General features: G+C 44.3%; 22 protein-coding genes. 14 read left to right on the plus strand and 8 right to left on the minus strand.

What is annotated here, in order from left to right; translation table 11 throughout:
* Positions 1 to 12: 12 nt before the first annotated feature.
* From panD to dapE, 3 genes are all read right to left on the minus strand, one after another.
* Entirely contained in the window at positions 13 to 393 is a 381-nt protein-coding gene (gene panD, locus AYW75_RS05040) for an aspartate 1-decarboxylase (protein ID WP_067031553.1), read from the minus strand.
* A gap of 47 nt (positions 394 to 440) precedes the next feature.
* Positions 441 to 818: a hypothetical protein gene (locus AYW75_RS05045; protein ID WP_067096281.1), complete on the minus strand. Its 378-nt coding sequence runs from the start codon at positions 816 to 818 to the stop codon at positions 441 to 443.
* A 287-nt stretch (positions 819 to 1,105) separates the two neighbouring features.
* The gene (gene dapE, locus AYW75_RS05055; protein WP_067096284.1) at positions 1,106 to 2,245 is read right to left on the minus strand and encodes a succinyl-diaminopimelate desuccinylase; all 1,140 of its coding nucleotides are present in this window, start codon (positions 2,243 to 2,245) and stop codon (positions 1,106 to 1,108) included.
* Positions 2,246 to 2,310: 65 nt separating this feature from the next.
* Between dapE and AYW75_RS05060 the strand changes: the two genes are divergently transcribed.
* Entirely contained in the window at positions 2,311 to 2,523 is a 213-nt protein-coding gene (locus AYW75_RS05060; protein ID WP_067096287.1) for a hypothetical protein, read from the plus strand.
* Positions 2,524 to 2,531: 8 nt separating this feature from the next.
* Here AYW75_RS05060 and AYW75_RS05065 read toward each other — a convergent pair whose 3' ends face one another.
* The 5 genes from AYW75_RS05065 to map all read right to left on the minus strand — a co-directional run bounded on the left by AYW75_RS05065 (position 2,532) and on the right by map (position 8,802).
* Entirely contained in the window at positions 2,532 to 2,879 is a 348-nt protein-coding gene (locus AYW75_RS05065) for an ArsC family reductase (RefSeq protein ID WP_082856396.1), read from the minus strand.
* Positions 2,880 to 2,951: 72 nt separating this feature from the next.
* On the minus strand, positions 2,952 to 3,989 hold the full coding sequence (gene dapD / locus AYW75_RS05070; protein ID WP_067096290.1) for a 2,3,4,5-tetrahydropyridine-2,6-dicarboxylate N-succinyltransferase: 1,038 nt from the start codon (positions 3,987 to 3,989) through the stop codon (positions 2,952 to 2,954).
* Between the two features lie 27 nt (positions 3,990 to 4,016).
* Complete coding sequence (dapC, locus tag AYW75_RS05075; RefSeq protein WP_067096293.1) at positions 4,017 to 5,210, minus strand: succinyldiaminopimelate transaminase; 1,194 nt, start codon at positions 5,208 to 5,210, stop codon at positions 4,017 to 4,019.
* Positions 5,211 to 5,214: 4 nt separating this feature from the next.
* The gene (gene glnD, locus AYW75_RS05080; protein WP_067096296.1) at positions 5,215 to 7,914 is read right to left on the minus strand and encodes a [protein-PII] uridylyltransferase; all 2,700 of its coding nucleotides are present in this window, start codon (positions 7,912 to 7,914) and stop codon (positions 5,215 to 5,217) included.
* Between the two features lie 36 nt (positions 7,915 to 7,950).
* On the minus strand, positions 7,951 to 8,802 hold the full coding sequence (map, locus tag AYW75_RS05085) for a type I methionyl aminopeptidase (protein ID WP_082856397.1): 852 nt from the start codon (positions 8,800 to 8,802) through the stop codon (positions 7,951 to 7,953).
* Between the two features lie 324 nt (positions 8,803 to 9,126).
* Between map and rpsB the strand changes: the two genes are divergently transcribed.
* The 13 genes from rpsB (at position 9,127) to lpxA (ending at position 21,401) form a co-directional block, all read left to right on the plus strand.
* Positions 9,127 to 9,861, plus strand: coding sequence for a 30S ribosomal protein S2 (gene rpsB, locus AYW75_RS05090; RefSeq protein WP_067096298.1), 735 nt, complete (start codon positions 9,127 to 9,129; stop codon positions 9,859 to 9,861).
* 89 nt (positions 9,862 to 9,950) lie between these two features.
* Complete coding sequence (gene tsf, locus AYW75_RS05095; protein WP_067096301.1) at positions 9,951 to 10,811, plus strand: translation elongation factor Ts; 861 nt, start codon at positions 9,951 to 9,953, stop codon at positions 10,809 to 10,811.
* A gap of 114 nt (positions 10,812 to 10,925) precedes the next feature.
* Positions 10,926 to 11,648: a UMP kinase gene (gene pyrH / locus AYW75_RS05100; protein ID WP_067096304.1), complete on the plus strand. Its 723-nt coding sequence runs from the start codon at positions 10,926 to 10,928 to the stop codon at positions 11,646 to 11,648.
* 7 nt (positions 11,649 to 11,655) lie between these two features.
* Positions 11,656 to 12,213, plus strand: a complete 558-nt coding sequence (frr, locus tag AYW75_RS05105) for a ribosome recycling factor (protein WP_067096308.1) — start codon at positions 11,656 to 11,658, stop codon at positions 12,211 to 12,213.
* A 50-nt stretch (positions 12,214 to 12,263) separates the two neighbouring features.
* Positions 12,264 to 12,992, plus strand: coding sequence for a polyprenyl diphosphate synthase (gene uppS / locus AYW75_RS05110; protein WP_067096311.1), 729 nt, complete (start codon positions 12,264 to 12,266; stop codon positions 12,990 to 12,992).
* Between the two features lie 5 nt (positions 12,993 to 12,997).
* A complete protein-coding gene (locus AYW75_RS05115) occupies positions 12,998 to 13,792 on the plus strand; it encodes a phosphatidate cytidylyltransferase (RefSeq protein WP_067096314.1) in 795 nt (264 codons plus the stop codon).
* The gene (gene ispC / locus AYW75_RS05120) at positions 13,792 to 14,961 is read left to right on the plus strand and encodes a 1-deoxy-D-xylulose-5-phosphate reductoisomerase (protein WP_067096317.1); all 1,170 of its coding nucleotides are present in this window, start codon (positions 13,792 to 13,794) and stop codon (positions 14,959 to 14,961) included. The genes AYW75_RS05115 and ispC overlap by 1 nt, the downstream gene beginning before the upstream one ends.
* A gap of 1 nt (position 14,962) precedes the next feature.
* Complete coding sequence (rseP, locus tag AYW75_RS05125; protein ID WP_067096320.1) at positions 14,963 to 16,309, plus strand: RIP metalloprotease RseP; 1,347 nt, start codon at positions 14,963 to 14,965, stop codon at positions 16,307 to 16,309.
* A gap of 10 nt (positions 16,310 to 16,319) precedes the next feature.
* The gene (bamA, locus tag AYW75_RS05130; protein ID WP_231886141.1) at positions 16,320 to 18,629 is read left to right on the plus strand and encodes an outer membrane protein assembly factor BamA; all 2,310 of its coding nucleotides are present in this window, start codon (positions 16,320 to 16,322) and stop codon (positions 18,627 to 18,629) included.
* A gap of 17 nt (positions 18,630 to 18,646) precedes the next feature.
* Complete coding sequence (locus tag AYW75_RS05135; protein ID WP_067096328.1) at positions 18,647 to 19,141, plus strand: OmpH family outer membrane protein; 495 nt, start codon at positions 18,647 to 18,649, stop codon at positions 19,139 to 19,141.
* Between the two features lie 3 nt (positions 19,142 to 19,144).
* Positions 19,145 to 20,179, plus strand: coding sequence for a UDP-3-O-(3-hydroxymyristoyl)glucosamine N-acyltransferase (gene lpxD, locus AYW75_RS05140; protein WP_067096332.1), 1,035 nt, complete (start codon positions 19,145 to 19,147; stop codon positions 20,177 to 20,179).
* A gap of 7 nt (positions 20,180 to 20,186) precedes the next feature.
* Complete coding sequence (fabZ, locus tag AYW75_RS05145) at positions 20,187 to 20,624, plus strand: 3-hydroxyacyl-ACP dehydratase FabZ (RefSeq protein ID WP_067096335.1); 438 nt, start codon at positions 20,187 to 20,189, stop codon at positions 20,622 to 20,624.
* Positions 20,625 to 21,401 (plus strand): acyl-ACP--UDP-N-acetylglucosamine O-acyltransferase, encoded by a 777-nt coding sequence (gene lpxA / locus AYW75_RS05150; protein ID WP_197478901.1) that lies wholly within the window; start codon positions 20,625 to 20,627, stop codon positions 21,399 to 21,401.
* Positions 21,402 to 21,423 lie beyond the last annotated feature (22 nt).

Here is a 21,423-nt window from a genome sequence, read left to right on the forward strand (position 1 = left end):
AATTAAATATTGCTAATCTTTTTGAACAGGAATGGTGTTCGCTGTGCGTTCAACGGTATTGTCTTTATGGCAGTACACGAGCTTTGGTAAAAAGTTATTTGCTTCCGCCTCGTCCATCTGCGCGTAAGCTGCGATGATGACGCGATCGCCTACTTGTACTTTACGTGCGGCTGCACCGTTCATAGAAATGGTGCCGGAACCTGCCTCAGCAAGAATGACGTAAGTATGGAAGCGCTCGCCATTATCAACATTATAAATGTCGATTTGTTCGAATTCACGAAGACCCGCCAGTTTCACAAGGTCGCTATCGATAGCACAAGAGCCGTCGTACCATAGCTCTGCTTGAGTGACAGAGGCCATGTGAAGTTTGCCTTTAAGCAATGTGATTTGCATAGTGTATTTCTCTTACTCTCGATGTTTCAGCAAAAAAGGGTGTGTCGCTATAGCCGCCAAATGAATGGGCCTTCGCCTTCATTGTTAATGTGCCACCAAAGATCGGGGTCTTCCTGTCCATCTTCTTGCCACCCTTGATAATTACAGCGAACCTCGCATTCTAACGCTTCGAACGCGCATTTAGAGCATTCCGTGTCATTCTCCCAAGGGGTTTTGTCAGAATCAAACCAGATGGAAGTGAAGCGCTTTCCTGCAGCTTTTTCGAGAATGGTGACGGGAATGACTTCACCGTTATGTTCTAAGTGCAGTTTAGTTACGATGTCGCTGGGCTTGTGCATATCTATAACGGAGAAGTCTTGCTCCAGCCAGCGGATGATACGCTCTGTCGGGCATGACAAGAGGTAGATTTCGATATCGGGCTGCATCGGATTAATCCTTCTTATTTAACATGTGGTAGATACGCAATACGCTCATAGATAAATAGCCAATCAATGACCACGTTATGCCCAATCCTGAAATGATTAGACCTAACAGGGCTATGAGCTCTCGTTGAATGGATTCTATAACCAAATTATTGGCTATAAATATCATTAGCACGCCAAAGGCAAAAAGTAGCCCACCTTGAATTAACTTCATTAGGGCCAGTCTTGGGTTCTGGCCCAGTCTGATAGCAAGTTTATGAAGAAAAGCGAATGGCTTGCTCACGATAGACCTATTTTGCCATCAAGTTAGTTAAAATGCGCTGATAAATTAGGGAAAGTTGATTCAAGCTTTCAGCCTCTACGCATTCGTTAATTTGATGAATGGTGGCGTTGATTGGACCAAGTTCAACCACTTGCGTACCCATCTTAGCAATGAAACGGCCGTCCGATGTGCCACCAGAGGTTGATAACTCTGGTGTGATGTTGACGGTTGTTTGTATGGCATCAACCATGGCATCAACAAGCTCACCAGGTTTCGTTAAGAAGGGTAGGCCATTATAGGTCCATTCGATATCGTATTTCAGGTTATGCTTATCAAGAATGCCTAATGCTTTTTCTTTTAAGTCATCGAATGTTAGCTCAGAGGAGAAACGGAAATTGAATTGTGCCTTAAGCGTACCGGGAACGACATTGGTTGCACCCGTGCCAGAATGGATATTGGATACTTGGAAACTGGTTGGCGGAAAGAATTCATTGCCATCGTCCCATTTGGTTGTCGCAAATTCTGCTAAAGCCGGTGCAGCCAAATGGATCGGATTGATGGCTAGGTGCGGGTAGGCAACGTGGCCTTGTTTACCATAGATGGTCACATCGCCGCTGAAAGAGCCGCGACGTCCATTTTTTATAATATCGCCAACAGTTTTAGTGCTAGATGGCTCGCCGACGATGCACCAATCTACTTTCTCTTGGCGCGCCATTAATGCATCAACAACACGCGTTGTGCCGTCAACAAATGGGCCTTCTTCATCACTGGTAATTAAGAATGAAATCTGGCCGTCATGATTTGGGTGTTCGGCAACAAAGTTTTCCACCGCAATAATCATGGAGGCCAAGCTGCCTTTCATATCTGCCGCGCCTCGGCCGTATAACACGCCGTCAATGATCTCTGGCTTAAACGGAGATACTTTCCATTCCGCTTCTGGTCCAGTTGGTACTACGTCGGTATGACCTGCAAAGCAAAGGTTAGGGCCTTGGGTGCCGCGTTTTGCGTAGAAGTTTTTTACCTCCCCAAATGGCATACGTTCAATCTTAAAGCCGATCTTCTCTAATCGCTCGATCATCAAATCTTGGCAGCCAGCATCTTCTGGTGTTACAGAAGGGCGTGAAATTAAATCTAGAGCAAGTTCTAGAGTAGGCGTAAGTTGCGTCATTCTTTACCTTTGCGTTGTGTTTCGTTACCTTAGCGTGTGTCTAGTAGACTAATAAGGGTGACATAATGAAATTGGGCTTACTTAGCTTTACTGCTTTATGGCTGACAGGTTGTACGCTTATGGGTGGCTCAAACTCTCATATTCAAGAAGCCTACTATGTTCCTGTTATTACGGGAGATCGTCCTGTCAATGCTGCACCAAAAGCATATCCAGTTCATCGTTCCGATGAGCCTAGCAATGCTGAGAGAGCATACTATATTCCTGTCATAACCGATTAAGTAAAGAGTTATGACAGAAAAATTGCTTGGTATTGTTCTGCTTTGAAGCCAAGTGTAAGGGATTGCTCATGATCCAACAATGGTCGCTTAATCATGGCCGGCTGCTCTAGTAGGATTTCTACGGCGTTTTCATTGTTCATTGTTGCTTGCGTCTCAGGGTCAAGCTTGCGCCACGTTGTGCCGCGTTTGTTAACGACAGATTCCCAGCCTAATTGCTCTATCCACTGGGTTAATTGTGCCCTTTCAAGGCCATCTTTACGGTAATCATGAAAGTCATAGGTAACATTATGCTCATCCAGCCAGCGTAATGCCTTTTTCATCGTGTCACAGTTTTTAATGCCATAAATAGTTGTCACGGTGCTTATCCTATTGTTTAGTCGAAAAAATGCCGGAGTCCATATGGAGCTCCGGCATTACGACACAATTAATTAGTTGTGTGCGTGCAGTGCTTCATTTAGAGCAATGGCTGTTTTGTTTGTCTTACACTCGATAGCACCTGTTTCAGAGTTGCGGCGGAATAGTAGGTCGGATTGACCTGACAGTTCACGAGCTTTAACGACAGATACAACACTGTTGTTTTCGTCAAGTAGGGCTACTTTGGAGCCAGCAGTGATGTATAGACCAGACTCAACGGTACAGCGATCACCAAGACCGATGCCAATACCAGCGTTTGCACCGATTAAACATTCTTCGCCAACTGCAATAACGATGTTGCCGCCGCCAGACAAGGTGCCCATTGTAGAACAGCCGCCACCTAGGTCAGAGCCATTGCCGACTACAACACCTGCAGAAATTCGGCCTTCAACCATGCTAGTACCTAGTGTGCCTGCGTTGAAGTTTACGAAACCTTCGTGCATAACCGTGGTGCCTTCACCTAGGTGAGCGCCTAAGCGAATGCGCGCTGCGTCACCAATACGAATACCTGTAGGAACCACGAAATTCGCCATTTTAGGGAACTTATCGACACTGAATACTTCGATAGTGCGACCTTCCATACGAGCACTTAGTTGTCGGTCTGCTAATTCACGCACATCGATTGGACCTTCACTTGTCCAAGCTGTGTTGACTAGAAGGCCAAACATTCCGTCTAGTTTCGTGTTGTGAGGCTGTACTTGACGGTGCGAGATCAGTTGTAGCTTCAAGTAAACTTCAGCCGGGTTGGCTGGTGCTTCGTCTGCTTTTAGTACACAAAGCACGACTGGCTGAGTCGATGGCTTCAATCGAGAGGCGCGTTCGGCCAACTCGATATGGCCTGCTTTTAAAAGTGTTAGGTGAAGGCGATTAAGATCGCTCTCATCCAGTACTAAAGTTGCGTTGCCGCCTTCGTAGTTAGTGCTTTCCATGACCGCATCGATGATGCTCTTTTCTGGAGATACAATTGGAGATGGGTAGAAAACTTCTAACCAAGTACCTTCTTTGTTCTGGGTACCAATGCCAAGGCCAATTGCAAAAGTAGAGTCGCTCATTAGAGAAAGTGCTCCTAAAATAATAATTTAAAGGTTTTGGTGTTTTTTCATAAACCGTGCGATACGTTGAGCTGCCTCAACACATTCGGATTCTTCAGCAACAAGTGCCATTCGGACATGATTTTGCCCAGGATTGTGGCCATCTATTTCGCGGCCAAGATAACTCCCTGGGAGCACTAATACTGATTCTTCGTGATACAGATTGGTGCAAAACTCTTCGTCATTCATGGGTAACTTGGGCCATAAGTAAAAACCTGCTTCAGGCTTACTGACGGACATATAAGGCGATAAAATGTCTAGAACTTGATTGAATTTGCGCTGGTAAATTTCGCGATTATTAGCGACGTGCGTTTCGTCGTTCCAAGCAGTGATCGAGGCAAGTTGGTGGTGCAGAGGCATAGCGCAGCCGTGATAAGTGCGGTATTGCAGGAATGGCTTCAGTAAACTTGCATCCCCTGCAACAAAGCCAGAGCGTAACCCTGGCAAGTTAGAGCGCTTGGAAAGCGACTGGAAAATAAGGCAGTTGCTGTAGTCATGATTGCCTAATTGAATGCACGCATCTAATAAGCCAAGTGGTTTCTCTTCAAAATAGATCTCTGAATAGCATTCATCAGCAATGATAGCAAAGTTATATTGCTTGGCTTTCTCAAGTAAGAAACGGTATTCGTTTAGAGTTGTGACTGAACCTGCAGGGTTGTTAGGTGAGCATACAAAAAGTAACTCACAGCGTTGCCAGATAGAATCGGGGACAGCTTGGTAATCAATTTTGTACTCATTGCCTGCTTCGCAAGGTAAGTAATGCAGCTCAGCGCCTGCTAATATGCCAGCACCTTCATAAATTTGGTAGAACGGGTTCGGGCTCACTACTAAAGGGGCTTCTTTCTCGCCGACCAAAGCTTGTGTAATAGCAAATAGTGCTTCACGCGTACCGGTTACGGGTAAAATTTGGCTATCAGCACTGAGGCTGGGAAGGTTGAAGCGGTTGCAAGCCCAGTCAGAGATAGCTTCACGTAGTCTGCTTTCCCCTTTTGTGAGAGGGTACTTCGACACACCATCCAAAGCATTTCTTAACGTATCAAGCACAATGCTTGGTGCGTCATGTTGTGGTTCACCAATAGTCAGTTTGATCACAGGAAGATCAATGTTCGGTTCTACGCTAGACAGTAAGTCAGCTAGTTTCTGAAATGGGTATGGGTGTAAAGAGTGGATCAGCGGATTCATGTGTTTATTGTTCCGTAGCTTGTGAAAATCGGTCAATGCTGTATTTAAGGGCGTCGCCAATATATTTCATGCGTGCACTACCAGTAATCAGATCGCCGTTCTCTTCGGTGATATAGAAGGTATCTTCTACACGCTCTCCAAGAGTGGCAACTTTCGCCTTATGTAACATTAAATTATGCTCCATAAAGAACTGACCAATTAAAGCAAGCAGACCTGGTCGATCAGGAGCGGTGACTTCTACTGCAGACCAAACCTCTTCAGGCTGGCTGACAAAATGCACAGTAGAGGGCGCATTGAATATTTTTAAGAGGCGCGGGGTAAAGCGTTTTACGACGCTCTCGTATAAAGATGGAGAGTCTAGTTGCTCAATAAGGGTTTTTTTCATTAATTCAATGCGGCTGTGGTCTAAATGGAGATCTGTGTCGCAATTTTCTGCGCTTTCCATTACTACAAAGGTGTCAAGTGTATAGTTGTAGGACGTACTGTTAATTTTCGCATCGAGAATGGTCAGGCCCATTTGTTCAAAGAGTGCTGCCGTAACAGCGAACAGATGGCTGGCATTTGGAGTGTAGATAAACACCTTGCTGGCGCCAGAGAAATTTCGACCACCAAGTGGACTGATTTCTACCAAAGGTTTTGTGCTAGGTCGATGGTTGAGGATGGCTTCGGTATTCCAAGCAATCTCTTCGCCACTAGAGCGAATGAAGTATTCTTCTTCAATGTCTGCCCAGATGTTCTCCGCTTCCATAATGTCAGCGTTACGTTCTATGAGAATTTCAAGTGCGCGTTGTTTGTGCTCGTCGCTTTGCATATCAGCATCAATTGGCGAGTCTAAGCCGCGACGTAATGCTCGTTTAGTTTCCAGGTAAAGTTGGCGCATTAGAGAGGCGCGCCAGCTGTTCCACATACTTGGATTAGTGGCATTAATGTCTGCAACGGTTAATAGAAATAGGTAATCCAGCCGTTCTTGATTTTTAACGATACTAGCAAATTCCCATATCACCTCGGGGTCCGATATATCTTTTCGCTGTGCAGTTACCGACATGAGTAGGTGGTGACGAACTAGCCACTCAATTAAACTGGTTTCATGTTTACTTAAGCCGTGTCGTTCACAAAATTCACGTGCATCGACACAGCCAAGTTCGGAATGGTCTCCGCCACGGCCTTTGCCAATGTCATGATATAAACCAGCAATATAGAGCAGCTCAACTTTTGCAATGTGACGGATGGCTTGGGAAGAAATAGGAAATATGGCGCGACTTTCAGGTAATAAGAATCGGCGTAGGTTTTCTACCAAATGTAAGGTGTGGGCATCCACCGTATAGATATGGAATAGGTCGTGCTGCATCTGACCGATGATGGCACCGAATTCAGGTAAATAGCGCCCTAGCAACCCAATGTGTTTCATTGAACGAAGGACGGTGGTCATGCGATGACGGCTGGCGATAATATCCAAAAACAGAGCTGTGTTGATCGGGTTGTTGCGGTAGTCTTCATCAACGGCTTCTAAGTTGTCACGAAGTGCGCGCATCGTATTGGCTCGAATGCCTTTGATGTCACTTCGATCTCCCATGATCTTATACATTTCCAACATCGCTGATGGCGTTTCTTGAAACACCTCAGTAGAACAAATTTCCAATTGACCATTCGTGACTTGGAAGCGTTTGTTGATGACTTCGATTTCAGGTTCTTCTTCAAAGCATAGAAAAGACTCTTCGAAATGCTGTAATAATAGATCATTAAGCTGCTGAATTGCTGCTACGCTCTGGTAGTAACCTTGCATAAAACGCTCAACATTGCGTTTAAGGTCTTCGTCGTCAAAACCAAACTCTTTGGCAAGCGTTCGTTGATGGTCAAACAATAAGCGGTCTTCTTTACGACCTACAATCGTGTGCAGTGCCCAACGAATGCGCCAAAGGTGTGAGACGGCGCCTTTGAGCTGGGTATATTCATCGTCAGATAAGAACTCTTTGTCGATCAGTGCACTGAGTCGATTTGTGTGTAGGTGGCGCTTTGCAACCCAATCGATCATCTGCATATCGCGAAGGCCGCCGGGGCATTCTTTTAGATTGGGCTCAAGGTTGTAGGCAGTGTTTTGATATTTAGCGTGACGGGCTTCTTGTTCTGCCAATTTTGCGCGATAGAATGTTTCACCATCCCACATTTGATTAACATCGATTTTTAGCTTCAAATTGGCTCGTAGTTCTGGGGAGCCATAAAGAGTGCGTGATTCAATGAGATTAGTAATAACTGTGATGTCACTGGCAGCTAATTCAGCGCACTCACTTACCGTTCGTACTGCGTGGCCTACATCCAGTTTGAGATCCCAAAGAAAAGTGATAAACGCTTCTATCTTTTCTGTTTTAGGTTTGCTGTCATCACGAAGTAAGATCAATAAATCAATGTCTGACTTAGGGTGTAGCTCACTGCGCCCGTAACCACCCACTGCGACCATAGCAACGTCTTGTTCTAAATCTAAACCGGCGCGCAACCAAGCAGCTTGCATCACTTCGTCATACAAGCTAGAGAGGCCTTTGACGAGCTTTTCGATAGGGTATAAATCGTGAAATAAGTCATTATACGCCTTTGTTTTCTCATTTAAGAGTTCTCGAAACCGTCTAGCACTGGTGTTCGAAGATGCCAGTTCTTGCTTTTCGGCTTGGCTAAACAAAGGTGGGGCATCAGGAAAAGCTGGAAAGTCCATACAGGCCTCTTTGGTTGCACTACTTGTGTGAGTCGTTTAAAGCGTATCGTCTGGGCGTAGCGTTAATACTTCAACACCGTCTGCTGTAACTAACAGTGTATGTTCGTATTGCGCTGATAGACGACCATCTTTTGTTTTGGCAATCCAGCCATCAGGGCCAGAGTGTTTAACTTGTTTTTTGCCTGCATTGATCATCGGTTCGATAGTAAAAGTCATGCCTTCTTCTAGAACAACACCTGTACCGGAACGTCCGTAATGTGCAACTTGTGGTTCGCCATGGAAGGTGGTTCCAATACCGTGACCGCAGTACTCTTCTACAACCGAGTAGTGGTTTTTGTGCGCAAATTCAGAAATGGCTGCGCCAATATCGCCAAGTCGTACGCCTGGTTTAACCATCTTTATTGCTCGGTAAAGACTTTGTTGAGTGATTTCACATAGGCGTTCAGCGTGTGCTGGTGCAGGGCCGGCAAAAAACATTTTGCTAGTGTCGCCATAATAACCATCTTTAATGATGGTGATGTCGATGTTAACCGCATCGCCCTTCTTTAAAGGTTTGTCATTTGGAATACCGTGACAAATTACATCGTTTACAGAAGTACAGCATGATTTAGGGAAGCCATGGTAATTCAGTGGTGCAGGAATAGCGCCTTGTTCGGATACAATATAATTGTGCGCAATGATGTCCAGTTCATCTGTAGTAACGCCTGGCACAACAAATGGTTCAAGCATGGTTAAAACTTCGCCTGCTAAGCGACCTGCGGTTCGCATTCCTTCAATATCGCTGATGTCATTGAAGCGCGTTGCGCTTGGGCGTGGTGTCCATTCTGGGACGTCGGCACGGCCATCTTTCGTTAACTCTTTTACTTTTTGCAGAATTTCGTTGCTCATAATAAAACTGTCTTAAATATTTACTAGCCTTAAGGATGTACATATTCTACATGACTTAACTCGGTTATTCGCCCTGACTTAAGAAAAAATCATGAACAAAGGTCTGCTGTTTGGTGAATATCTGCTTTTGAAAATCATGCTTTTATGGTATAAAACTGCGGCTTATTTCTTTTGATAAGAGATAAGTTAAAACTAACTAAATTAACGACCTTGTTGTCTAATTAAAAATAGCGTCTCTGGGGTGCCTGAAATTGCTTTAAATTTCAAAAGGCTGAGAGGTTAGGACTAGCAAGTTAACTTAACCCAAATATAAAGGATATTAAAATGCCTACAGTTTCAATGCGCGATCTGCTTCAAGTTGGTTCACACTTCGGTCACCAAACTCGTTACTGGAACCCAAAAATGAAGCCATTCATTTTTGGTGCTCGTAACAAGATCCATATCATCAACCTTGAGCACACAGTTCCTGCTCTTAATGATGCGCTAGCGCTTGTTAAGAAAATGGCTGAGAACAAGAACAAGGTATTGTTTGTTGGTACTAAGCGTGCAGCAGCTAAATCTATTGCTGAAGAAGCGTCTCGCGCAAGCATGCCATACGTTAACCACCGTTGGTTAGGCGGTATGCTTACAAACTACAAAACAATCCGTACTTCTATTAAGCGCCTACGTGATCTTGAAGGTCAACAAGCTGATGGTACGTTCGAGAAGCTTACTAAGAAAGAAGCACTTGTACGTACTCGTGAGCTTGAAAAGCTAGAGCGTTCTCTAGGTGGTATCAAGGATATGGGTGGTCTACCTGACGTACTTTTCGTTGTAGACGTTGACCACGAGCGAATCGCTATTAAAGAAGCTAACAAGCTAGGTATCCCTGTTATCGGTATCGTTGATACAAACAGCAATCCAGATGGTGTTGATTACGTTATCCCTGCAAACGATGATGCTATCCGTGCAGTTCAACTGTACGTTTCTGCTTTCGCTGATGCGTCTCTAGAAGGTCGTGCAGCTGCAGCAGGTACTGCTGATGAGTTTGTTGAAGTAAACGACGCCGCTGAAGCGTAATTTTACGGATCTTATCTGGTCTTACTGATCAAGGGAGAGGGGCGACTCTCTCCCTTTTTTAAAATTGTTATCGTACAAGGGGAGTTAACATGGCCGCAGTATCTGCAGCAATGGTAAAAGAGCTACGTGAGCGTACTGGTCTTGGCATGATGGAGTGTAAAAAAGCACTTACAGCCGCTGGTGGTGATATTGAAGTAGCAATCGAAGAATTACGTAAGTCTAGTGGCATGAAAGCCGCTAAAAAAGCGGGCCGTACTGCAGCTGAAGGTACCATCATCATGAAAGTTGCTGATGATAACTCTTACGGTGTGTTGGTTGAAATTAACTCTGAAACTGACTTCGCTTCACGTGATGAAGGTTTCTTGACTTTCTCTAACAAAGTAGCAGACGCTGTTTTTGCAACAAAAGAAACGGACATGGCGGTATTGATTTCTGGTGAGTTGCTAGAAGCACGTGAAGCACTTGTTCAGAAAATTGGTGAAAACATCACACCTCGTCGCGCAGTAGTTGTTGAGGGTGATGTTGTTTCTGGTTACCTGCATAGTAATGGTCAAATTGCTGCACTGGTTCAACTAGAAGGCGGCAGTGATGAGCTAGCGAAAGATATCGCTATGCACGCAACAGCTGTTTCTCCGCGTGTTGTTCGTGGTGAAGATATGCCTGCTGAAGTTCTTGAGAAAGAAGAAGAAATCATTCGAGCTCAACCAGATATGGCTGGTAAGCCAGCTGAAATCGTTGAGAAAATGATTGGCGGTCGTATCAAGAAATTCTTGGCTGAAAACAGCTTAGAAGAGCAAGCGTTTGTTAAAAACCCAGAAATCAAAGTTGGTCAACTAGCGAAAGACGCTGGTGCTAAAATTGCTTCTTTTGCTCGCCTAGAAGTAGGTGAAGGCATTGAAGTTGAAGAGACTGACTTCGCTGCTGAGGTTGCTGCACAACTTAAAGGTTAATAGCTAATAAGTTTTTAGTGCAAATAAGGGGCAGTTTGACTGCCCCTTTTTATGAATAACCTTTTGAGATAGATTTGATCTCATACAGGCTTCTCACCATTACCGGAGGTTCTAATGCCTAAAGAAACGAATCCAAAATACAGACGCATTTTGTTGAAATTAAGTGGCGAAGCGCTACAGGGCGATGAAACCTTTGGTATCGATCCAAAAGTGTTAAGTCGAATTGCGCTAGAGATTGGCCAGTTGCGTGGTATCGGTGTTGAAGTAGGGATTGTCATCGGTGGTGGTAACTTATTTCGTGGTCAGGCTTTGAGTCAGGCGGGAATGGATCGAGTGACTGGTGACCATATGGGGATGTTGGCAACGGTGATGAATTCGCTGGCGATGCGAGATGCGTTAGAGCGCGCCAACATTTCTACGCGTGTAATGTCTGCTATCACTATGACAGGCATAGTTGAGCCGTACGATCGACGTCGTGCGATGCGTCATCTTAAAGATGGTGATGTTGTTATTTTTTCTGCCGGTACAGGTAATCCATTCTTTACAACAGACTCTGCTGCGTGTTTGCGCGGTATTGAGATCGATGCGGATGTCGTGCTGAAAGCAACAAAAGTTGATGGTGTCTATTCTGCGGATCCAATGAAGGATCAAAACGCTGTTAAATATGATACATTAACTTTCGATGAGGTTTTGGAAAAACAGTTAGGTGTCATGGATTTAACCGCTATTTGCTTGACACGTGATCACCAAATGCCAGTTCGAGTATTTAATATGAACAAGCCAGGGGCTCTGATTAACGTCATGACCGGTGGTGACGAAGGTACCGTTATTAAGTGAGGAAATAATGATTAACGAGATTTTAAAAGATGCGGAAGAGCGCATGGGTAAGGCAATCGTTGCTGTTGATAACTCCTTTAAAAAGATTCGTACAGGTCGCGCGCACCCAAGCCTTTTAGATTCTGTCAGAGTGAACTACTACGGTAGCGATACGCCGCTAAGTCAAGTAGCGAACATTACGGTTGAAGATGCCCGTACATTAGGGGTTTCTCCTTGGGAAGGTAACATGGTGTCTGAAATTGAAAAGGCAATCATGAAATCAGATTTGGGTCTGAATCCATCTTCTACAGGTAGTTTGATTCGTATTCCTTTGCCAGCTCTAACAGAAGAGACTCGCGGAAACTATTTCAAACAAGCTAAGTCTGAAGCTGAAAACGGTCGTATTGCAATTCGTAATATCCGCCGTGATGCAAACAATAGTTTAAAAGACCTAGTAAAAGAAAAAGAGATTTCTGAAGACGAAGAGCGTCGTGGTCAAGATCAAGTTCAAAAATTGACAGACAAGTATGTTGCTCAAATTGAAGAGCGCTTGGCTGCCAAAGAAAAAGATCTAATGGAAATCTAAGTAAGAGGGCAGGCGCAGTGCGCTTGCCTTTTTTCTGACTAGGTAATTCTATGTCGAACCAAATGTTGGTCATTGATGGCCAATCTGTTCCTGCTCACGTCGCCATTATTATGGATGGCAATAATCGCTGGGCGAAAAAAAAGCACTTACCAAGTATTGCAGGGCATAGGGCCGGTGCGGCTGCCGTTCGTAAAACGGTTGAGTCTGCTGCACTCAGTGGTGTTAAAGTGTTGACCTTATTTGCTTTTTCAAGCGAGAACTGGAGGCGACCACAGGCTGAAATTGATGGCTTGATGTCACTCTTTATGCGTTCTTTGAAAAAAGAAGCGAAGCGCTTGAATGAACACTCCATTCGACTTGTTGTGGTTGGGGATAAAACTGGCTTCAGTAAAACCCTTCAAGAGCAAATTGCATTGTCAGAAGAGGCAACTGCCAACAATCAAGGTATGGTGCTCGCCATTGCTGCAAACTATGGAGGTCGCTGGGATATTGCTCAAGCCGCTAAAAAGCTGGCTCAGCAAGTAGCAAACGGTGAATTGTTGCCTGATGAAGTTACAGAAGAGCGTTTAGGGCAGCACATATGTTTGGCAGGTTTGCCTGAATTGGATCTTATTATTCGCACTTCAGGCGAAGAGCGGGTCAGTAATTTTTTGCTGTGGCAACTTGCTTATGCTGAGTTTGTATTTATGCCAGTGCTCTGGCCAGATTTTGATGGCGAATGCCTTAAAGAAGCTTTGTCTATTTACCAACAACGTCAACGCCGATACGGTGGCCGGTAGTTTATATGCTTTTACCAAGAGTTCTTAGCGCGATCGTGATGGCGCTGTTGTTTATATGTGCGGTGTTTGTTCTAGAGCCATCTAGCTTTCAGTTTGCTATGGGTGGTGTCGTGTTACTGGCTGGCTGGGAATGGGCCCGTTTATCTGGCCTGAAGAGACAGCAAGGTCGAATTTCTTATGCTGGTCTCATCGTGACGTTATGTTATGGCGCTGCATTGTTTGAATTACAGCGAGTTTTATTAATAGTAGTGCCGGTGCTTTGGTTAATCGCTCTGTTTTGGGTGATTAGTTATCCAGATGAAAAGGGATGGCAATCTCGCTTTGCTCGAATGTTATTTGGTTTGTTGGTTTTATTGACGACTTGGTGTTCGTTGGTTGTCCTGCGTGAATCCAGTGATTTTGTGTGGTGGATTTTACTACTTATGGGGCTTATCTGGGGGGCAGATTCTGGTGCGTACTTTTCAGGTAAGGCATTTGGTAAGCGTAAATTAGCGCCTGCGGTTTCTCCTGGTAAATCTTGGGAAGGCGTTATTGGTGGAGTAGTGTTAACGCAAGTTGGTATTGCAATATTCGCTGTGTACAGTGATTTTAATTGGTTAGCTCTTAGTATGTTGGCTCTTGTCACGGTTATGACTTCTGTTTTAGGGGATTTGACAGAAAGTATGTTTAAGCGTCATGAGGGCGTTAAAGACTCCAGTCAACTGATACCAGGTCATGGTGGTGTGATGGATCGAGTTGATAGCTTGACTTCGGCTGCACCAATTTATGTATTGCTTCTTTGTCTTGTGGGTTGGGTCTAATGCAGAAAATTTGTCTTCTGGGTGCAACCGGTTCTATTGGCACCAGTACATTGGATGTGATCGCTCAATATCCAGAGCAGTTTAGGTTAGTTAGTGTTGCAGCAAATACGAGTGTTGACCGAATGGCTGAAATTTGTCAACAATTTAAACCTGAACGTGCGGTAATGGGGTCTGAGCAAGCAAGAGATGCATTGGCTCAACGTTGCTTGGGGTTGCCGACTCAATTTGAGTGGGGGCATGAAGCAATGGAAAACATTGCTAGTAATGGCTGTGATCAGGTGATGGCCGCTATCATGGGGTTTGCTGGATTGCGCCCGACTCTCGCTGCTATTCGTGCGAGTAAGCGAGTGTTGTTGGCCAACAAGGAAAGTCTTGTTACAGCTGGTCGCTTATTTATGGAAGAGGTGGCTCGTCATAATGTGACTTTAATGCCAATTGATAGCGAGCATAATGCTATTTTTCAATGTTTGCCACAAACTGATGCTGGTGCCAGCAAACGCGATGTTTCCCGTATACTGTTGACTGCTTCAGGAGGACCGTTTAGAACCTTTAGCGCTGAACAGATGGCTTCTGTAACCCCTGCTGAAGCTTGTGCTCATCCTAATTGGTCCATGGGGCAAAAGATTTCTGTTGATTCTGCGAGTCTTATGAATAAGGGACTGGAGCTGATTGAGGCCTGTTGGTTGTTTGATGTGACACCTGATGATGTGCAAGTGGTAGTTCATCCTGAAAGCATTATTCATTCAATGATCTCCTATAAAGATGGGTCCGTTATAGCTCAAATGGGCAACCCAGATATGAAAATACCGATTGCTTACGGCATGACTTGGCCTGCGCGTGTTGACACTGGGGTTGAGCCGTTAGATTTTTATCGTTTAGCCCAGCTGAATTTTGAGGCCCCGGATCTAAAACGCTTTCCCAATTTGAGGTTGGCCAGTGAGGCTTGGTATGCAGGTGGTACGGCAATGGCTGTGCTAAACGCAGCGAACGAGATTGCCGTGGATGCTTTCCTAAAAGAAAAAATATCTTTCTTGGATATTGCTCGTATAAATGAGCGGGCTTTGGAACGCTCTGATACGAAAGTGGTCAATGATTTGGAAACCGTATTCATTGCCGATCATGAGGCACGAGTACTGGCCAATCAGTTGATTGCTTCGGAGTTTGAGTAACATGCTACAAAATATATTATCCATCGTTATCGCGCTTGGTGTACTGATTACTTTTCATGAGTTCGGTCATTATTACATTGCTCGTTTATGTGGTGTGAAAGTGTTGCGATTTTCAGTGGGGTTTGGCAAACCAATTTATCGCTATGTCTCTCGCAGTGGTACTGAGTTTACGCTTGCTATGATTCCGCTTGGCGGTTATGTGCGCATGTTGGATGAGCGAGAAGGTAATGTTCCTGATGCATTAAAGGGCCAAACGTTTAACTGTAAATCGGTTTGGCAGCGCATTGCCATTGTTGCTGCCGGACCTATTGCTAATTTTATTCTAGCCATTGTCATTTATGCTGTAGTTGCTGGTATGGGTATTCAAGCGATTGCTCCAAAAGTAGCTGGCGTGTCAGAAAACTCTCCTTTAGCACAAACTCAAATTGAATCGGGAGCTGAAATTACGCAATTGAATGATGTGCGTACACACTCTTGGGAAGATGTAAATTTAGCGTTAGCTGACTTGATTGGACAGACTGGGACCTATACTGTTCGTTACCAATTCCCAGATGCAAGTTTAGAGAGTGAAGATCGCTTTACACTGGATCGTTGGCTGGTTGGAGATGAGCCAACCAATTTAATTTCAGAGTTCGGAGTGATTCCTTGGCGGCCTCAGGTTGTACCAACTATTTCAGAGGTTGTGACGGGTGGTGCTGCTGAAAAAGCAGGTTTTCTCAAGGGAGATACCGTTAAAACGATAAATGCGGAACCGGTTTCTGATTGGCAAAGTTTTGTGACTTGGGTTCAACAGAACCCCGATACCTCTCTTTATGTGGTAGTGGATCGAAATGGTCAGCAGGTTGATTTGTCGTTAGTTCCTGAAGCTCGAGATGTTAATGGGACTGTGATGGGGTTTGCAGGGTTAGCTGTTGAGCCGCCAGTATTGTCCGATGATGATATTCGAACACGTGAATTTGGCTTTTGGGGCTCAGCAGTTTATGGTGTGCAGCAGACTTGGAAAATGACAGCTCTAACAGTGTCGTCAATCGGCAAAATGATTCAAGGCTTAATCTCTCTTGATAATTTGTCAGGTCCGATTACGATTGCCAAGGTTGCAAGTGCGTCTGCTGATTCAGGCGTGCAGTCGTTTTTAAAATTTTTAGCGTATTTAAGTGTCAGTTTAGGTGTATTGAATTTGTTACCAATACCTATGCTTGATGGTGGGCATCTGCTGTTTTTTGGGATAGAAGCCGTGCGCCGCAAACCTGTTTCTGAACGTATTCAAGGGTTTGCCTACCGTTTCGGTGCATCATTGCTGTTCGCAATGATGGCCGTAGCTTTATTTAATGATATTGCCCGCTTGTAGAGAGGTATATGTGAAAGTCTTTGTAGCCACAGTATTAGCAATTTGTAGCGCTCAAAGTTATGCGAAGACCGTTGCAGACGTCCGTGTAGACGGATTGTTGCAAATGTCACCAACACGCGCATTCGAGACTATCGGCTTTCAACAAGGCCAAGGCTATGACTCTTCTAGAGTCCATGAAGCTGTTAATAATCTTTTTGCAACGGGATACTTCAGTGATATTGATGTATTTGAAGAAGATGATGTAGTTATCTTCAAGGTTGTAGAACGTCCTACCATTGGTCAAATTCAGATTGATGGTAACGATATGATTTCAACTGAGGACTTGCAGCGCGGATTACGTCTGTCTGGACTTGAAGAGGGTGAGCTTTACAAGCCTGAAACCTTAAATCAGATTCAACAAGAATTACAGCGCCAGTACTATGCTTTGGGTCGCTACAGTGCTCAGGTCAATATGGAGGTTGAAGAGCTTCCACGCAATCGAGTGTCTTTGAAGGTCGACATAGAAGAAGGTGTGACAGCAAAGATTGTCCACATCAACATTGTTGGTAACAAAGATTTTGCAGATGACGAGTTGACTAAGAATTTCCAGTCGGCTGAGACTGGATACTTCAACCCATTTAGTTCGGCAGACGAATATTCAAAGCAAAAAATTCAAGGCGATCTTGAGACATTGCGCAGTTTTTATCTTGATCGCGGTTACCTAGATTACGAGTTGATTTCTAGCCAAGTGAGTCTATCTGCAGATAAGCGTGAAGTCTATGTAGTGGTCAATGTTAAAGAGGGTGAGTCATACTCAATCAATGAAGTTGCTTTAAGCGGCTCTCTACCGATCAGTGAAGATCGTATTTGGAAGCATATTAATCAAAAAACTGGCGACGTGTTTTCGCGTAAGCAAGTAACTGAGATTATGGAGAGCGTTTCCGGTGAGTTAGGTGATGATGGTTATTTATTTACCAATGTAAATATTATTCCTAATAAACTACCTGGCCACAAAGTAGACATTACCTACCACATAGCACCGGGTCCTCAGGTCTATGTGCGTCGTATTAACTTCAGTGGTAATTCAGAGACCAAAGATGAAGTGCTGCGTCGCGAAATGACACAGTTTGAAGGCGCTCTTGCTACCCACTCTAAAATTCAATCTTCAAGACGTGCGATAGAGCGTTTGGGTTTCTTCTCGACGGTTGACCTCAATACTCGTCCTGTCCCAGGCACGGTTGATCAAGTTGATTTAGAAGTGACGGTTGAAGAGCAGCCATCTGGTAGTATTCAAGCGAGTGTTGGTTACTCTCAGTCTGAAGGGGCTGTGCTGGGTTTTGGGATCTCTAAGCGTAATTTCTTAGGGACGGGTAACAAGTTAGCATTTAATGTGAGCCGTAGTAACCAGACAAAAGACCTAACACTTTCTTACGACAATCCTTATTTTACAGTTGATGGAGTAAGTCGTGGTTATAGCCTATTTTATCAAGTTAGCGATCACGATGAAGATGATGTAGAAGATTACGATCTAGACCGTATTGGTGCGTCGGTTAATTTCGGTTACCCAATTACGGATACGCAACGATTAAGCTTCGGTGTGACACTGAAGAATACTGGCGTAGATTTAGGTGCAAACCCATCGCTTGAGACACAAGATTATCTGAATCAATATGGCGACTCGTTCGATGATGTAATTGCCAATGTTGTATGGAGTGATAATGACATTGTAGGTGGTTTATTGCCGACGGGTGGTGTGAGTCATCGTATAACCTTAGATGTGGCAACGCCATTGGGTGATCAAACCTACACCAAGATTGGTGCACTTTCACAAGCTTATTGGAATTTAAGCGAAAATAATTTATGGCTCTTCCATTTGAAAGGGCGTGCAGGCTATGGTTTTGGCTATGGTGACACTGATCGACTGCCATTCTTTGAAAACTATTACGCTGGTGGTGTTTATACTGTTCGTGGTTTCAGTTCTTCATCTTTAGGTCCTAAGAATACCTACAATGATGATACCCCAACTGATTCAATTGGCGGTAACATGCTAGTTGCTGCGACAGCAGAGATTATCTTCCCTATGCCAATGGTAGAAGATCACAGTTCAGTACGTACCTCCGTCTTTTTAGATGCTGGTAATGTATTCACTGATAACTGTTTCTCTGGAAGCAGAAGTTGTGAGGAAGGGTTTGACGCTGGTGAGATCCGTTACAGTGTTGGCTTTAACTGGACGTGGATAACGCCCATCGCGCCTTTGTCATTTAACATCGCAAAAACATTAAATGACAAAGAAGGTGATGAGACGGATGCATTCCAGTTCCAGCTAGGCACAACCTTTTAAAAAGTTAAGGATTTAACATGAAAAGACTACTGACTATCGCGCTATCCTCAATGCTGAGTGCACAGGTTATGGCGTCAGAAATTGCGATTTTAGATTTTCGTGCAGCATTGCTTCAAAGTGACGCTGGCCAACAAGCCGCTCAAGCACCTCGTCAGCAAGTTGATCAAATGAAGGCTCGACTAGAACAGGAAAATCGTGCATTAAAAGATATGGTGGAGTCATTAAAGCGTGATGAACTTACTTTATCTTCGGAAGAAGTATCAAAACGTCGTGCAGAAGTGAATCAGAAACAAGCTCAGTTGCGCCAAATGGTATCGGCTATGCAACAGCAGGCTCAGCAAATGGAGCAGCGCTTGATTCAAGATCTCACGCCTCGTGGAGAAGCGGCGCTTAAAGAAATTATTGAAGAACGTGATATAGATGCTGTGATTTCGCGTCAAGCTGCTATCTATTCGAATGAGTCTGTTGATATCACGGCAGAGTTGATCGATAAACTTAATAAAGAGAAATAATGGATGGGGTATACCCTTTCTGAAATCGCCGCCCATGTTGGCGGCGAACTGTTTGGTGATCCTGAGTACCCAATATCCTCATTGGGGTCTTTAGATTATGCTGGTGAAGAGCAATTGAGCTTTTTGTCGAACCCCAAATTTGCCAGTAAGCTGACCTTATGCAATGCCGGAGCGGTATTGTTGCGTAACCCCGCCGATGCAAGAAATGTTCGTAATGCCATTGTAGTGAATAACCCTTATCTTGCTTATTCTCAAGTAACGGTTCTTTTTAAGCATCAAGAGCAAGGTTGGTCAAGTCGTATTCACTCTACAGCCGTGATACATGAAACAGCTCAAGTCGATAGTGCTGCATCGATTGGTCCTAATGTTACTATTGGTGCTTTTTCTGTAATTGGGGCACGCTGCATTATTGGTCCCGGCTCAGTGATAGGGGAACATGTGCGTTTAGGTCACGATTCGCGTTTGGCTAGTAACGTGACGATCTATGATCAAGTAAAGATTGGAGAGCGTTGCATACTACATAGTGGCTCTATTATTGGCGCTGATGGTTTTGGCTTTGCACCGAATGACGGTAAATGGAACAAAATACATCAACTCGGTAGCGTTCTGATTGGTAATGATGTTGAGATTGGCGCAAATACTACCGTTGACTGCGGTGCTATCGAAAATACCGTTATAGGTAACGGCGTTAAGATTGATAACTTAGTTCAAATTGCTCACAACGTCGTAATCGGTGATAATAGCGCGATCGCGGGTTGTGTGGGCATTGCAGGCAGTTCTACTATCGGTGAAAAGTGCACAATTGCAGGAGGGGCTGGATTGGCTGGACATATTACATTAGCTGATAATGTTCATGTCACTGCGATGAGTTTAGTGACTCGCTCAATTGATACGCCTGGATCTTACTCTTCTGGAACAGCTTTAGACTCGACGCCGAAATGGCGAAAATCGGCAGCTCGTTTACGCCGAATTGAGAATATGGCTGCCCAAATTTCAAAATTGGAAAAACAAGTTAATACGCTTTTAACAAAAGGTTAATGCATAAATGATGGATGTGAATGAAATTCGCCGTTACTTACCCCACCGCTACCCGTTTTTATTGGTTGATCGTGTAGTAGAGTTGACACCTGGTGAGTCAATTGTTGCGTACAAGAATGTGACGGTAAACGAACCGTTTTTTAACGGGCATTTCCCAGATCATCCAGTAATGCCAGGTGTTTTAATTATTGAGGCAATGGCGCAAGCGGCTGGTATCCTTGGCTTTAAAACTATGGATAAAACGCCTGAAGACGGTTCTATCTACTACTTCGTTGGTGCTGATAATACTCGTTTTAAGCGCCCAGTGGTGCCAGGTGATCGCCTTCAGTTAGACGCGAAAGTTTTGACAGAGCGTCGTGGTATTTGGAAATTTGAAGTCAAAGCGACAGTTGACGGTGAGCTTGTTTGTTCTTCTACCATTCTATGTGCTGATAGGAAGCTATAAGTGTTGATACATCCAACTGCGATAGTTGACCCAAAAGCTGAACTAGACAGTGATGTTGAAATCGGCCCTTTCTGTATTGTCGGACCCGACGTACAGATTGGCGCAGGTACAGTATTGAAATCTCATGTTGTTGTGAACGGTCATACGACTATTGGTCAACAAAATGAGATTTTTCAGTTTACTTCCGTTGGTGAAGTAAATCAGGACAAAAAGTATAAAGGTGAGCCAACTCGATTGATCATTGGTGATCGTAATGTGATTCGAGAAAATGCAACAATTCATCGTGGCACAATTCAAGATCAAGGGATTACACAGATTGGTGATGGGAATTTGTTTATGGCCAGTACGCATGTTGGACATGACTGCATTGTTGGTGACAACAATATCCTTGCTAACTATGCTGCTTTAGCGGGACACGTAAAAGTAGGTGATTCTGTTATCTTGGGTGGCTATACCGGTGTGCATCAGTTCTGCCAAGTGAATTCATACAGTATGTGTGGTATGGGTTCTATGGTAACAAAAGATGTCCCCCGTTATATGATGGTGTCAGGCGATCCTGCGAAAGCTCATGGTATGAATTTCGAAGGCATGCGTCGCCGTGGTATGTCTGCTGAAGCGATTAAGGCACTTCGCTCTGCTTATAAAATGGTGTATTTGAAAAAAATGCCATTGGAACAAGCATTGAGCCACATTGAAGCGAATGATATTTTCAATGTACGAGAAGTGGCTGACTTTGTACTCTCGATACGTCAGTCTAAACGTGGCATAGTCCGTTAAGCGTTTGGCTGATTGAAAAGAA

It is taken from the genome of Marinomonas atlantica (assembly GCF_001639725.1).
GTDB classification, from domain to species: Bacteria; Pseudomonadota; Gammaproteobacteria; order Pseudomonadales; family Marinomonadaceae; genus Marinomonas; species Marinomonas atlantica.